Below are 13,711 nucleotides of genomic sequence, written 5' to 3'. Positions count from 1 at the left end.
CGTCACCTCAGCCCAACCATGGGCGCAACAATACGAAAAGCGGAATCGCGGCAATCAAGCTGTCGATGCGATCGAGCACACCACCATGCCCGGGCAGCAGGCAGCTCGAATCCTTCAAGCCGCGCTGACGCTTGAGCATGCTTTCGAACAGATCGCCCAGCACCGATATCAACACCACCGGCAGCGCCAACACCATCAGCCACAACGCATCACCGGCGGCCATTCCCTGCCACTGCGCGAAAACCAGAGCCAGCACCGCCACCGCCGCCATACCGCCATAGACACCTTCCCAGGACTTTCCGGGGCTCACGTGTGCGGCCAGCTTGCGGCGCCCGAACGCACGCCCCGCGAAGTAGGCACCGATATCCGCCACCCAGATCAACAGCAGCACGAACAGCAGCCATGCCGCGCCGTCGCCGCGCAATTGAATGAAGCCGACCCAGCACGGTAGCAGCACCCACAGGCCCATGCCCAGGCGCACCGCACGACCTTGCCATTGCGCGTATTGTTGAGGATAGCGCACCACCCAATAGAGATTGGCCAGCCAACCCAGCATACCCAGCCACAACGGCCAGGACTGATGCACTGCACCACTCAGCCCTAGAAGAAGCAGCGCCACGGCACAGGCAGCGGCAAAGGCTAGTCGCGGCACCTGGCGCTCGAAACCAGCCAGGTTGGCCCACTCCCAGGCACCGATCAGTACGATCGCGCCCGTGAACAAGGCAAAAGGGAGACCCGTAAGCCCAAACAAGCCAAGCAGTGCCAATGGCGCCAGAACCAACGCAGTAAGAATACGTTGCCTAAGCACCATGCGCCTCGACTTGTTCAGGGGACATGCCGAAACGGCGCTGGCGCTCTGTGTAGGCGCTCAGCGCGGCATCGAATGCCTCGGCACCGAAATCCGGCCACAGCTCGGGAGTGAAATAGAATTCCGCGTAGGCCAGCTGCCACAACAAGAAGTTGGAAATCCTTTGTTCACCGCTGGTGCGGATGCACAAGTCGACGGGTGCTTCATCGGCCAGACTGATTTCAGCGCCAAGTGCTTCCTCGTCAATGGCGTCGGGTACCAACTCCCCCGCCGAGACCCGTTGCGCCAACCGCCGCGCGGCACGCGTCATGTCCCAGCGGCCGCCATAATTGGCCGCGATCACCAGGTGAAGCCCCTGGTTGTCACGGGTCATGGTCTCGGCACGTTCGATATATTGCTGAATGGACGTGGAAAATCCCTCGCGCTGGCCGATCACCGATAAACGAACGCCGTGGCCATGAAGCTTTTTAACCTCGCGCTTGAGGGCGATCAGGAACAGCTCCATCAGCGCGTCAACCTCGGAGGCAGGGCGTTTCCAGTTCTCGCTGGAGAAGGCGAACAAGGTCAGTGTACCGATACCACGCTCGGCGGCACGGCGGATCACTGCACGCACCGACTCGACACCCGCGCGATGTCCGCGGATGCCGGACAGCCCATGTGCACGCGCCCAGCGATTGTTACCATCCATGATGACCGCCACATGGCGTGGCAGTTCGCCCGTACGGGGTGGAGAAAACGGCTGTGAGGTCATGGGATCCCGTATCATGGAGGTCGACGGAAGCGCGTCCCGACGGTCACCTCTCAGACCTGCAAAAGGTCGTGTTCCTTATTTTCCAGAAGCTTGTCGATCTCAGCGACATACTTGTCGGTCATCTTCTGGATCTCATCGATGGCGTGATGTTCATCGTCTTCGGTGACCTCTTTCTTCTTGAGGAGCCCCTTGAGATCACCGTTGGCATCACGCCGAACGTTGCGGATCGCGACGCGCGCGTTTTCCGCCTCGCCACGCGCCTGCTTGATATAATTGCGGCGCGTTTCCTCGGTCAGCGGCGGCAAAGGCACACGAATCACGTTACCCGCAGCGGCGGGATTGAGGCCCAGATCGGCGGTCATGATGGCCTTCTCGACCTTGGGCACCATGCTCTTTTCCCACGGCATTACCGCCAGGGTCCGCGCGTCTTCCACATTGACGCTCGCCACCTGATTGAGCGGCATGTCGGCGCCGTAATAATTCACATGCACCGCATCCAACAAGCTGGGATGCGCGCGCCCGGTGCGGATCTTGTGAAAATTGGCGTTCATCGCCTCGACGCTTTTCTTCATGCGCGCGTCGGCGTCTTTCTTGATATCGTTGATCACTGTTTCAACCTCTATCTACCAGCGTTCCTTCCTTGCCCCCAACCACGAGGTTGAGCAAGGCCCCCGGCTTGGTCATATCGAACACGCGCACCGGCATGTCATGGTCCCGCACCAAGCAGATAGCGGTCAAATCCATCACGCCGAGCTTCTGATCGAGCACGTCGTCGTAGGAGAGACGTTCGTACTTGGCGGCATCGCTTTGCTTGACCGGATCCTTGTTGTAAACGCCATCCACCTTGGTAGCCTTGAGCACCACATTGGCATCGATCTCGATACCGCGCAGGCAGGCCGCCGAGTCGGTAGTGAAGAAGGGGTTGCCGGTGCCGGCAGAGAAAATCACCACGTCACCCGACGTAAGGTGACGGATGGCGGTACGCCGATCGTAATGCTCGACGACGCCACTCATGGGAATCGCCGACATTACCCGCGAGCGAATATTGGAACGCTCCAGAGCGTCGCGCATCGCCAAAGCGTTCATGACAGTGGCCAGCATGCCCATGTGATCGCCGGTAACACGCTCCATACCCGCAGCGTGTAGCGCCGCCCCACGGAACAGATTGCCGCCGCCGACCACGATCCCCACCTGGACCCCGATCCCGACCAACTGGCCGATTTCCAGCGCCATACGGTCGAGCACCTGGGGATCGATGCCGAACTCGTGCTCGCCCGTCAGGGCTTCGCCGGACAGTTTCAACAGAATGCGCTTGTACTTCGACTTCTCGTTACGCTCCTGGGAAGCGGCGTTACGATCGGTGGGAACAGACATTCGGACTCTCCTCGTCTCAGCGGACTGTATCGGCGTGGGTAGGAATGGCTCGGCCAGACAACGGCCGGATACGCGAAGGCGTGCGCAACCGCGCACGCCAACGACAGTACAAGCACATGGCAGCTTAGCTGCGACGCGCCTGATCCATGACTTCCTGAGCGAAGTCGACTTCTTCCTTCTCGATGCCTTCACCCACTTCGAAGCGAGTGAAGCTGACCACTTCGCCACCTGCGGCCTTCACGTATTCGGCCACGGTCTGATTGGGATCCTTGACGAAAGACTGCTGCGTCAAGCTGTTTTCGGCCAGGTACTTCTTCAAGCGCCCCTGGACCATCTTTTCGGCGATTTCCGCCGGCTTGCCGGCCATGTCCGGCTGCGCCAGGATGATCGCCTTTTCGCTGTCCAGCTCCGCCTGGGGCATATCTTCCGAATGAGAAACACTCGGATTGATTGCCGCCACGTGCATGGCAATATCCTTGGCCACATCGGCATTGCCGGCACTGAGGACGGTCAGCACGCCGATGCGACCACCGTGCACATAGGCACCCACGACACCGCCTTGCGGAGCATCGATGACCACCGCACGGCGCACGCTGATATTTTCGCCGATCTTCTGCACCAGCTGTTGACGCGCGTCTTCCAGCCCACCTTCCATCAGGCTCGCCACGTCCTCGCTCTTGGTTTCGAACACCTTGGCGATGACCTGGTCGGTGAAGGCGGTGAAGTTATCGTCACGCGCCACGAAATCGGTCTCGGAGTTGACCTCGAGCATCACCCCGTAAGAACCGTCGTCGGCGACACGCGTCACCACGGCCCCTTCGGCTGCCGTACGGTCGGCTTTCTTGGCCGCTTTAAGGCCGGAGTTCTTGCGCAGGTTTTCGATGGCGGTTTCGATTTCACCGTCAGCTTCGGTAAGCGCTTTCTTGCACTCCATCATGCCAAGGCCGGTGCGCTCGCGCAGTTCCTTGACCAGAGATGCGCTGATAGCTGCCATGGTAAATACCTCTGAATGTGGTTCGACGTCTGGTGGAAACGCTGCCTCGTCGCCGGTACGGCTTGAGCGTGAATTGGCGTGAAATGCACGCGCGGCGCACGACCAGCATCTCCTTTGAATGAAGAATTTCTTCAGGGTTCACCGCCCTTGCATCCGGACGGTGAAAAGGGGGCTTGAGCCCCCTTTTAGTCCGTACTGCGCCGCCTTCACGGGCTGTCTAGTGTCTCGTCGCTCGCGTGCGAGCGTCAGCACGGACCCGCCACCATCACTCGGCAGCGGCTTCGTTCGCTTCGCTTGCCTCGTCGGTCACTTCGACGAACTCGCTAGCGCTGTTGCCCTTGGCCTGCACGCAGGCGTCGGCGACGGCCTGAGTGTAGATCTGAAGAGCGCGAATGGAGTCGTCGTTGCCCGGGATCACGTAGTCGACACCGTCCGGATTGGAGTTGGTATCGACGACACCGATGACCGGAATGCCCAACTTGTTGGCTTCGTTGATCGCGATGCGCTCGTGATCGACGTCGATCACGAACATCGCGTCGGGAAGACCGCCCATGTCCTTGATACCGCCGACGCTACGCTCGAGCTTGTCTTGCTCGCGGGTCGCCATCAGGACTTCTTTCTTGGTCAGCTTCTCGAACGTGCCATCTTCATGCATGGCTTCAAGCTCGCGCAGACGCTTGATCGATACGCGAATGGTCTTGAAGTTCGTCAGCATGCCGCCCAACCAGCGATGGTTGACGAACGGCTGACCAGCACGACGCGCCTCTTCCTTGACGATCTTGCTGGCGGCACGCTTGGTGCCGACGAACAAGATCTTGTTGTTGGACGCCACCATCTTTTCGACCACCGCGAGCGCGTCGTTCAGCGCCGGCAGCGTGTGCTCGAGGTTGATAATGTGGATCTTGTTGCGTGCACCAAAGATGTACTTGCTCATCTTCGGGTTCCAGTAACGGGTCTGGTGACCGAAGTGAGCGCCTGCCTTGAGCAGGTCACGCATATTGACTTGTACCATGGATGACTCCTGAATCGGGTTAGGCCTCCATACACCCCATGGATCCGACCACGGCGGCACGCCTGCCGCCCCGGCACCCGGGACCATGTGACGGTGCATGTGTGTTTTCAAGGCGTTATCTTTCACCTACTATCTTCACCGCGCCAATGTTTCGGTCGAGCCGAACACGCTAGGCGGCGATTGCAGTAAAGCGCGCGGCTTTATACCATAGATCGACTCCAAGATGAAGTCGCTCCCGGTTACCGCGCTTGATGACTGCGCGCATATACCGCGTCTCGCGCCAGCCTGAGCGCCGAGACTATAGGCCAGGAGCCACCCCGACGCCAGACCCGAACCCTCCGAATTCGAGATCGCATGAACATTCACATCAAGACCGCCGACGAAATCGAAAAAATGCGTGAAGCTGGCCGCCAGGCCGCTTCGGTACTTGAAATGATCACGCCGCATGTGGTGGCCGGCATCAGCACCGGCGAAGTCGATCGTCTGTGCCACGCATACATCGTGGACGAGCTCGGCTCCACTCCCGCGCCACTCAACTACCATGGCTTCCCCAAGGCGACCTGCACCTCGATCAACCATGTCGTCTGCCACGGCATTCCCGATTTCGCCAAGAAGCTCAAGAATGGCGACATCATGAACCTCGACATCACCGTAAAGACCGCCGACGGCTATCACGGTGACTCCAGCATGATGTTCGTTGTCGGCGAAAGCATTCAGGGCGGACGCCTGGCACGCATCACCCAGGAATGCCTGTACAAGAGCATCGCCCAGGTACGCCCCGGCGTACACCTCTCCGAGCTGGCGCGCACGATCCAGCAGCACGCCGAAAGCAATGGCTATTCGGTGGTGCGCGACTTCTGCGGCCACGGCATCGGTGCCGGTTTCCACGAGGATCCGCAGTTCCTGCATTATGACGGCTACGAGCCCAGTGCCGACGCCGTACTGGCCGAAGGCATGTGCTTGACCATCGAGCCCATGATCAATGTCGGCGACTATCGCACCAAGGTGCTGCGCGACGGCTGGACGGCAGTGACCAAGGACAAGAGCCTGTCGGCCCAGTGGGAACACACGCTGCTGGTCACCGCGACCGGCGTCGAGGTACTCACCCTGCGCGGCGACGAAGACCTGAACTTACTCGAGGCGTAAGCAGTGCCGCCTGGCCGGTCACCCGACGTAACGCGCGAACAGGAGTGCCACGCGAATGTTGCTTCATCACTATCGCTTCGTGCCCGACGAGACGCTGTTCGATGCGTCCGCCTTCCGCGAAGCGCTAGCTGCCAGTCGCACACCGATCGCCGTATTCAAGGACGCGCTACGCGAGCTGCAAGCGAGCCTCGACGCACGCTTTCACGCCGGCAGCGACATTCGCGACCTGGTCCATGGCCGTGCCTGGTGCCTGGATCAGCTACTGAGCATCGCCTGGGAGCGTTATGACTGGCCAGACGATGGCATCGCCCTGCTCGCCGTCGGCGGTTATGGGCGCGGCGAGTTGCACCCGCATTCCGATATCGACTTGTTGCTGCTTCTCGAACGCGACGACGATACGCTCTACCGCGAAGGCCTGACCGGCTTCATCACCTTTCTCTGGGACATCGGCCTGGAAATCGGCCATAGCGTGCGCTCATTGGCCGATTGCGAGCGCGAGGCGCGCGCGGATCTCACGGTCATCACCAACCTGCTGGAATCACGCACCCTCGCCGGCCCCGAGCACCTGCGCGAAACGATGCGCGGGCGCCTCTCCAACGAGACGATGTGGCCGAGCGACGCCTTCTTCGAGGCCAAGTGGCAGGAGCAGATCGCCCGTCACTATCGCTATAACAACTCCGAGTATCACCTCGAGCCCAACATCAAGAGCTCGCCGGGCGGACTACGCGACATCCAGATGATCGGATGGGTGGCCAAGCGCCACTTCGGCGAGTTGCGCTACGAGGACGTCGTCGCCCAGGGCTTCATGAACGACGCCGAGTTGCGCATTCTCAGCCAGGGCCAGTCCTTCTTGTGGCAGGTGCGCTATGCGCTGCACATGCTCAACGGCCGTGCCGAGGACCGTCTATTGTTCGACCATCAGAATGCCATCGCCGAGCTATTCGGCTATCGCGACACGCCGGAGCGTCTCGCCGTCGAGCAGTTCATGAAGCGCTACTACCGTCACGTCACCGCGCTGGCGGGGCTCAACGACATGCTGCTTCAGCACTTCGACGAGGTCATCCTGCGCGCCCACGAGACCCCGGACATCACACCGCTCAACGCGCGCTTCGAGATTCTCGGCGGCTATATCCAGGTGCGCCATGCCAATGTGTTCCGCCACCGCCCCGGCGCCCTGCTCGAACTGTTCCTGTTGATGGCCCAGCACCCCGAGATCGAGGGTGTGCGTGCCGAGACCATCCGTCTGATCCGCGATCATCGCCACCTGATCGACGAGAGCTTTCGCGACGACCTGCGCCACCAGAGCCTGTTCATGGAACTGCTGCGCAGTGGAGGCAACATTCCGCGCCAACTGCGGCGCATGAACCGCTACGGCATCCTCGGCAAGTACCTGCCCGAGTTCGGTCAGGCCGTGGGACTGATGCAGCACGACCTTTTCCACCTATATACCGTCGACGCCCACACCTTGCGTCTGCTGAAGTTCGTGCAACGCTTCCGCGAATCCGAAGGCCACGAGGATTTCCCCGTCGCTGCGACCCTGATTCATCAGTTGCCCAAGCTCGAACTGCTGTGGATCGCCGGGCTCTATCACGACATCGGCAAGGGGCGCGGCGGCGATCATTCCGAACTCGGGGCCGTCGACGCCACCGCCTTCTGCGAGCGTCATGGCCTCTCGGCGCGCGATACGCGCCTCGTGGCCTGGCTGATCGAACATCACCTGCTGATGTCCAAGACCGCCCAGAAGCGCGATATTTCCGACCCCGACGTCATCCATGAATTCGCGCTGGCGATGCGTGACGAGGTCCATCTCGACTACCTCTACGTGCTCACCGTGGCCGATATCACCGCCACCAACCCTTCGCTGTGGAATGGCTGGCGCGCTGCCTTATTGCGTCAACTGCATACCGAAACCAAGCGCGCCTTGCGGCGTGGTCTCGACCACGTCATCGACCGCGACGAATGGGCCCGCGAGTCGCGTGAAGAAGCCCGTGGCTTGCTCGGCACGGTGGGCATCGATGCCACCAGCGCAGACGCCTTGTGGGCGTCGTTCGGCGACGATTATTTCCTGCAGTACGCGCCCAGCGAGATCATCTGGCAGACTCAAGGAATTCTCGAGCATCAGCCCTCGGAGCTGCCTCTGATCCTCGCCAACGCGCCCACCGAGGACATGGCCGAAGGCGGCACCAAGGTGTTCATCCATACCCGTTCGGTCAACGACCTGTTCGCCGCCACCGCCGCCGCCATGGAGCAACTGGGGCTGTCGATCCACGACGCGCGCATCGCCACCTCCAGCAACGACTGGACGCTCAACACTTTCATCGTGCTCGACGACGACGGCGAACCGATTCGCGATCCGCAGCGTCTCGAGGAAATCCGCCATCATCTGGTGGAAGAACTCGACGACCCGGCCGACTATCCACGCATCGTCACACGCCACACCTCGCGCCAGCTCAAGCATTTCAAGGTACCCACCCGGGTCATGATCGAGCAGGACGAAGCCAACGCCCGCACTATCGTCGAACTCATTGCCCCCGACCGCCCCGGCCTGATGGCGCGCGTCGGACGCATCTTCATGGAGCAGGACATCGCCCTCTCGGCGGCCAAGATCGCCACCCTGGGCGAACGTGTCGAGGACGTCTTCTTCATCACCGACAAGGCCGGCGAGCCACTCACCGACCCCGATCGCCAGGCGCAACTGCGCGAGCGTCTGTGCGAGATGCTCGACGTCTGAGCCACCCCCATTTGAGGCCCTTGGCCGGCTTGCCTATAATCGGGCCCTCCCGACGGCGCCGTGCGCCTTCATGACAACGCCATGTCCGGCATGCCGGACCCGCTGCTGGATTGCCGATGAACCCCGATCTCGACGCCCTCAAGCCCTACCCCTTCGAGAAGCTTGCCGCCCTCAAGGACGAGGTCACGCCCCCCGCGCTCTCGCCCCTCGCGCTGTCCATTGGCGAGCCGCGCCACGCGCCGCCGGCAGCCGTACTCGAGGCGCTGCACCGCTTCGAGGGCGAGGTCGCACGCTATCCAGCCACGGCGGGGCTCGCCGAATTGCGCGGCACCATCACCCAATGGGCGACACAGCGCTATGCGCTGACACCCGGCTCGCTCGACCCCGAGCGCCACGTGCTGCCGGTCAACGGCACCCGCGAGGCGATCTTCGCCTTCGTCCAGAGCGCGCTGGACCGTACGCGACCCGCCAAGGTGGCGATGCCCAATCCGTTTTATCAGATTTACGAAGGCGCGACCCTGCTGGCCGGCGGCGAGCCGTTGTATCTGGATTGCGCCCCCGAAAACGGCTGCCTGCCCGATCTGGATGCCGTACCCGCCGCCACCTGGCGCGACGTGCAATTGGTCTTCGTCTGTTCGCCGGGCAATCCCACCGGTGCCGTCACGCCGCTGGCCGAGTATCAAAAACTGATCGCTCTGGCCGACGAGTACGACTTCCTGATCGCCTCCGATGAATGCTATTCGGAGCTTTACCTCGACGAGGCCGCACCGCCGCCGGGGCTGCTCGAGGCCTGCCGCTCGCTGGGGCGCGACGATTACCGCCGCTGTCTGGTGTTTCATTCGCTGTCCAAGCGCTCCAACCTGCCCGGGCTGCGCTCGGGCTTCGTCGCCGGGGATGCCGGGTTGATCGCGCCCTTCAAGCGCTATCGCACCTATCACGGCTGCGCGATGCCGCTGACGACCCAGCACGCCTCGATCGTCGCCTGGGACGACGAGGCGCATGTGCGCGCCAACCGCGATGCCTATCGCGAAAAATTCAGCGCAGTGGGCGAGATTCTGGCGCCGGTCATGGATTTCCCCACGCCGCGCGCCAGCTTCTATCTGTGGCCGGAGGTGCCCGGCGGCGACGATGAAGCCTTCGCCCGCGATCTATTTGCCGAGGAACACGTTACCGTGCTGCCCGGGCGCTACATGTCGCGTGACGGCGCCCAGGGCAACCCCGGCGCGGGACGCGTGCGCCTGGCGTTGGTCGCCGAGCTCGACGCCACCGTGGAAGCCGCATGGCGCATCCGACGCTTCATCGAGCGCCGCGCCTGACCCACTGCGCGACACCGCAACCCATTCATGAGGAGGCCGTCATGGTCACGCTCTACGGCATCAAGACCTGCGACACCTGCCGCAAGGCACGTCGCACACTCGACGATCTGGGCATCGCGTATCGTTATCATGACCTGCGTGAGGACGGTCTCGACGCCGCACGGCTCGATGCCTTCCTGGCACGCAGCGACTGGAGCACGCTACTCAACACGCGCAGCACCACCTGGCGCGGACTGGACGACGCCGACAAGCGCGATCTCGACGCCGACCGGGCTCGCTCGCTGCTGCTAACGCACCCGACGCTGCTCAAGCGCCCCGTACTGGAAACGCCGGAGCATTTCCTGGTGGGCTTCAAGGCCGACGCCTACCGCGCCCTTCAGGCGGCCTAGGCGCCCACCGGCATTACACGTATCGCCGACTTTTTTCATCTAACCCTCGAGGACTTCCCCATGCTGAGTTTCGCTCTCGGAATCGGCCACCAGAACACCCAAGGTGAGTGGCTGGACGTCTACTACCCGACGCCGCTGCTCAACCCCGATGACACCCTGGTCGCAGCGGCGCGCGAGGCGCTGAACGCGCCGACGGGCAACGCCGTGGTCAGTTTCCTGCCCGAGCACTGCCAGGCGCTCGCCGAGGCACTGCGCCAGGCCGGCGATAACGCGCAAGCCGAATTGGCCGACGCCTTCGCCGCCGGCCAGCGGCCGCTCGTCGCCGTCTTCCTCGACGAGGACAACGCGCCGGCCAGCGCGCCCGAGGTTTACCTCAAGCTGCACCTGCTCTCACATCGCCTGGTCAAGCCCCACGGCATCAAGCTCGACGGCATGTTCGGCCTGCTCAAGAACATCGCCTGGACCAACGAAGGCCCCATCGATGTCGACGAACTCGGTGCACGGCGACTCAAGGCGCGCCTCGAAGGCCGCCCGTTCACGGTCGACTGCGTCGACAAGTTCCCCAAGATGGCCGATTACGTGGTACCCAAGGGCATACGCATCGGCGACACCGCCCGCGTACGCCTGGGCGCCTATCTCGGCGAGGGCACCACGGTCATGCATGAAGGCTTCTGCAACTTCAATGCCGGCACCGAAGGGCCGGGCATGGTCGAAGGGCGTATTTCCGCTGGCGTGGTGATCGGCAAGGGCTCGGATCTCGGTGGCGGCTGCTCGACCATGGGCACCCTCTCGGGCGGCGGCAACATCATCATCTCCATCGGCGAGGGTTGCCTGATTGGCGCCAACGCCGGCATCGGCATCCCGCTGGGCGACCGCTGCACGGTGGAAGCCGGTCTTTACATCACGGCCGGCGCCAAGATCGCCGTACTCGACGAGCAGGGCGAACTGGTGCAGACCGTCAGCGGCCGCGACCTGGCCAACCAGAGCGACCTGCTGCTGCGTCGCAACTCGCAGAATGGCCGCATCGAGTGCCTGACCAACAAGAGCGCCGTAGCGCTCAACGAGGCACTGCATGCCCACAACTGATCGCACCGTGCCAGCGTCGCCGACCCTGGCGCTGGCCTTCGAGTTGCTGCGTCGTCGTTCGGTGACCCCGGACGACGCTGGCTGCCAGGCGCTGATGATCGCGCGCCTGGAGCAGTTGGGATTTCATGTCGAACGCTTGCGCATCGGCGAGGTGGACAACTTCTGGGCCACCCGCGGCGATAGCGGCCCCATGTTGGTGTTCGCCGGACATACCGATGTCGTGCCCACCGGGCCCGAAAGCGACTGGGAATATCCACCCTTAGAGCCATGCATCGACGCTGCGGGCATGCTCTGCGGACGCGGTGCGGCGGACATGAAGGGCAGCCTGGCGGCGATGATCACCGCCGTGGAAGACTTTCTCGCCGCGCACCCGGCGCATCCCGGCCGACTCGGTTTTCTGATCACCGCCGACGAGGAAGGCCCCGCCGTTCACGGGACCCGGGCCGTGGTCGAGCACCTCCGCGAACACGGCGTCATCCCGGATTACTGCATTGTCGGCGAGCCTTCCTCCAGCGAACGCCTGGGCGATACCCTCAAGAACGGGCGCCGCGGATCGCTGGGTGGCGTCCTGCGCGTCAAGGGCGTCCAGGGCCATGTCGCCTACCCGCACCTGGCGCGCAACCCCGTGCACGAAGCGGCCCCGGCATTGGCCGCGCTGGCCGCCGAGCACTGGGATGCCGGCAACGAGTTCTTCCCCGCGACCAGCTTCCAGATTTCCAACCTCCAGGCCGGCACCGGGGCGACCAACGTGATTCCCGGGCAATTGGAAGTGGTCTTCAATTTCCGTTTCTCCACGGAGGTCACCGCCGAGGCACTGAAGGCGCGTACCGCCGAGATTCTAGAGAGTTTCGCGCTCGACTACACGCTCGACTGGACGCTCAACGGTGAGCCCTTTCTCACTGCCGGAGGCGCTCTGGTCGATGCTACCGTGGCCAGCGTGGAAGACATGCTGGGCTATCGTCCGCAGCTTTCGACCGGCGGCGGCACCTCGGATGGCCGATTCGTCGCCACGCTGGGCGCGCAAGTCATCGAACTGGGCCCGACCAACGCCACGATACACAAGGTCGACGAGCGCATACGCGCCGCCGACCTGGAGACGCTGAGCCGTCTCTATACGACCATCATGCAACGTTTGCTTACCTGAGGTCCGCCGTGGAGCGCTACCCCGACATCGAGATCTATCTGGCCGACGCCGACATCGAAGCCGTGCAAGGCTGGCTCGCCGAACATTTCGACGAACGACCCGCGCTGGTCAAGCGCGGCAAGAGCCAATGGCGAGCACAGGCACGCTATGCCGACAGCGAGGTGCCGATTTTGCTGGTGACCCATGCCGCCGACGGTTTCGCCAGCCTGTGGTTCGACAGTCCGCACACCCCCTGGCCGCGCGATGTGGACTGCGCGCGTGATGCCGCGCGCTCGCTTGGCTGTGAGGTGCGTTGCTCATTGGGCGGATGGCAACCCGGCGACGAGCCGGACCGCTTCTGGCGCGTCCGCGCGGACGGCGAGGAAAGCGCCATCGACTGGCCGGATTCAGGACAATAGCGCGGCTCATGACGTAAAACGCCCCATCCGATGCAACCGAATGGGGCGTTGTCATGCCTGCGTGGCAGGATCTGCAGTCAGGAAATAACGGTCACATCATCGGCCTGCAGGCCACGTTCGTTCTCGATGACGTGATAGCGGACCTTCTGACCTTCCGCGAGCGTGCGATGTCCCTTGCCACGGATGGCGCGAAAATGCACGAACACGTCCTCGCCGCTATCGCGGGTGATGAAGCCGTACCCTTTATTAACGTTGAACCACTTCACTTCGCCGATCTCGCGGTCGTCGTTTTCCAACTCGACGAGATGCGCCAGCTGCCGCGACTGCGGGCCCAGAACTTGCGTGCTCAGCGTTCCCAGCAACAACAGCACGAACACGGCCAGGGCCGTGGCGCTATACGCGATGGCAATGCCATCGGCTTCGAGCATCAGGGAAAACTCCAGCACGCTACCGCTCAACGTCACGAACAGCGCGATCAACAGTGGAGAAGGAATGGCCAACAGGACACTGATGAGACTACAACGTAGGAATATCTTACGATTCATGGACCTCGATATCTCTT

14 protein-coding genes are annotated in these 13,711 nt (G+C 62.6%); 7 read left to right on the top strand and 7 right to left on the bottom strand.

Annotated features, from left to right (window positions below):
- Positions 1-7: 7 nt before the first annotated feature.
- The 6 genes from OP496_RS06580 to rpsB form a co-directional block, all read right to left on the bottom strand.
- Complete coding sequence (locus tag OP496_RS06580) at positions 8-808, bottom strand: phosphatidate cytidylyltransferase (RefSeq protein ID WP_280562869.1); 801 nt, start codon at positions 806-808, stop codon at positions 8-10.
- Positions 801-1,559 carry a polyprenyl diphosphate synthase gene (gene uppS / locus OP496_RS06575; RefSeq protein WP_280562713.1) on the bottom strand — a complete coding sequence of 253 codons (759 nt, stop codon included), beginning with the start codon at positions 1,557-1,559 and terminating at the stop codon, positions 801-803. Before uppS ends, OP496_RS06580 begins: the two co-directional genes overlap by 8 nt.
- A gap of 50 nt (positions 1,560-1,609) precedes the next feature.
- On the bottom strand, positions 1,610-2,167 hold the full coding sequence (frr, locus tag OP496_RS06570; RefSeq protein WP_280562712.1) for a ribosome recycling factor: 558 nt from the start codon (positions 2,165-2,167) through the stop codon (positions 1,610-1,612).
- 4 nt (positions 2,168-2,171) lie between these two features.
- A complete protein-coding gene (pyrH, locus tag OP496_RS06565; RefSeq protein ID WP_280562711.1) occupies positions 2,172-2,933 on the bottom strand; it encodes a UMP kinase in 762 nt (253 codons plus the stop codon).
- Positions 2,934-3,057: 124 nt separating this feature from the next.
- Positions 3,058-3,927: a translation elongation factor Ts gene (tsf, locus tag OP496_RS06560; protein ID WP_280562710.1), complete on the bottom strand. Its 870-nt coding sequence runs from the start codon at positions 3,925-3,927 to the stop codon at positions 3,058-3,060.
- A gap of 265 nt (positions 3,928-4,192) precedes the next feature.
- Positions 4,193-4,939 (bottom strand): 30S ribosomal protein S2, encoded by a 747-nt coding sequence (gene rpsB, locus OP496_RS06555; protein WP_280562709.1) that lies wholly within the window; start codon positions 4,937-4,939, stop codon positions 4,193-4,195.
- A gap of 354 nt (positions 4,940-5,293) precedes the next feature.
- Between rpsB and map the strand changes: the two genes are divergently transcribed.
- The 7 genes from map (at position 5,294) to OP496_RS06520 (ending at position 13,149) form a co-directional block, all read left to right on the top strand.
- Entirely contained in the window at positions 5,294-6,085 is a 792-nt protein-coding gene (map, locus tag OP496_RS06550; protein ID WP_280562708.1) for a type I methionyl aminopeptidase, read from the top strand.
- A gap of 55 nt (positions 6,086-6,140) precedes the next feature.
- A complete protein-coding gene (locus OP496_RS06545; protein WP_280562707.1) occupies positions 6,141-8,816 on the top strand; it encodes a [protein-PII] uridylyltransferase in 2,676 nt (891 codons plus the stop codon).
- Positions 8,817-8,932: 116 nt separating this feature from the next.
- Positions 8,933-10,132: a succinyldiaminopimelate transaminase gene (gene dapC / locus OP496_RS06540; protein WP_280562706.1), complete on the top strand. Its 1,200-nt coding sequence runs from the start codon at positions 8,933-8,935 to the stop codon at positions 10,130-10,132.
- Positions 10,096-10,521, top strand: coding sequence for an ArsC family reductase (locus OP496_RS06535; protein WP_348522002.1), 426 nt, complete (start codon positions 10,096-10,098; stop codon positions 10,519-10,521). Before dapC ends, OP496_RS06535 begins: the two co-directional genes overlap by 37 nt.
- Positions 10,522-10,581: 60 nt before the next feature.
- A complete protein-coding gene (gene dapD / locus OP496_RS06530; protein WP_280562704.1) occupies positions 10,582-11,607 on the top strand; it encodes a 2,3,4,5-tetrahydropyridine-2,6-dicarboxylate N-succinyltransferase in 1,026 nt (341 codons plus the stop codon).
- The gene (gene dapE / locus OP496_RS06525; RefSeq protein ID WP_280562703.1) at positions 11,594-12,751 is read left to right on the top strand and encodes a succinyl-diaminopimelate desuccinylase; all 1,158 of its coding nucleotides are present in this window, start codon (positions 11,594-11,596) and stop codon (positions 12,749-12,751) included. Before dapD ends, dapE begins: the two co-directional genes overlap by 14 nt.
- An 8-nt stretch (positions 12,752-12,759) precedes the next feature.
- Positions 12,760-13,149, top strand: coding sequence for a hypothetical protein (locus tag OP496_RS06520; protein ID WP_280562702.1), 390 nt, complete (start codon positions 12,760-12,762; stop codon positions 13,147-13,149).
- Between the two features lie 77 nt (positions 13,150-13,226).
- On the opposite strand, the gene OP496_RS06515 is transcribed toward OP496_RS06520, so the two are convergent.
- Positions 13,227-13,694 carry a cold shock domain-containing protein gene (locus OP496_RS06515; protein WP_280562701.1) on the bottom strand — a complete coding sequence of 156 codons (468 nt, stop codon included), beginning with the start codon at positions 13,692-13,694 and terminating at the stop codon, positions 13,227-13,229.
- Between the last annotated feature and the right edge of the window lie 17 nt (positions 13,695-13,711).

Origin of the sequence: Chromohalobacter sp. 48-RD10 (assembly GCF_029889785.1) — a bacterium.
Classification (GTDB): domain Bacteria; phylum Pseudomonadota; class Gammaproteobacteria; order Pseudomonadales; family Halomonadaceae; genus Chromohalobacter.
The sequence above is the reverse complement of the archived record's forward strand: the minus strand, read 5'-3'. Positions and strand labels throughout refer to the sequence as shown.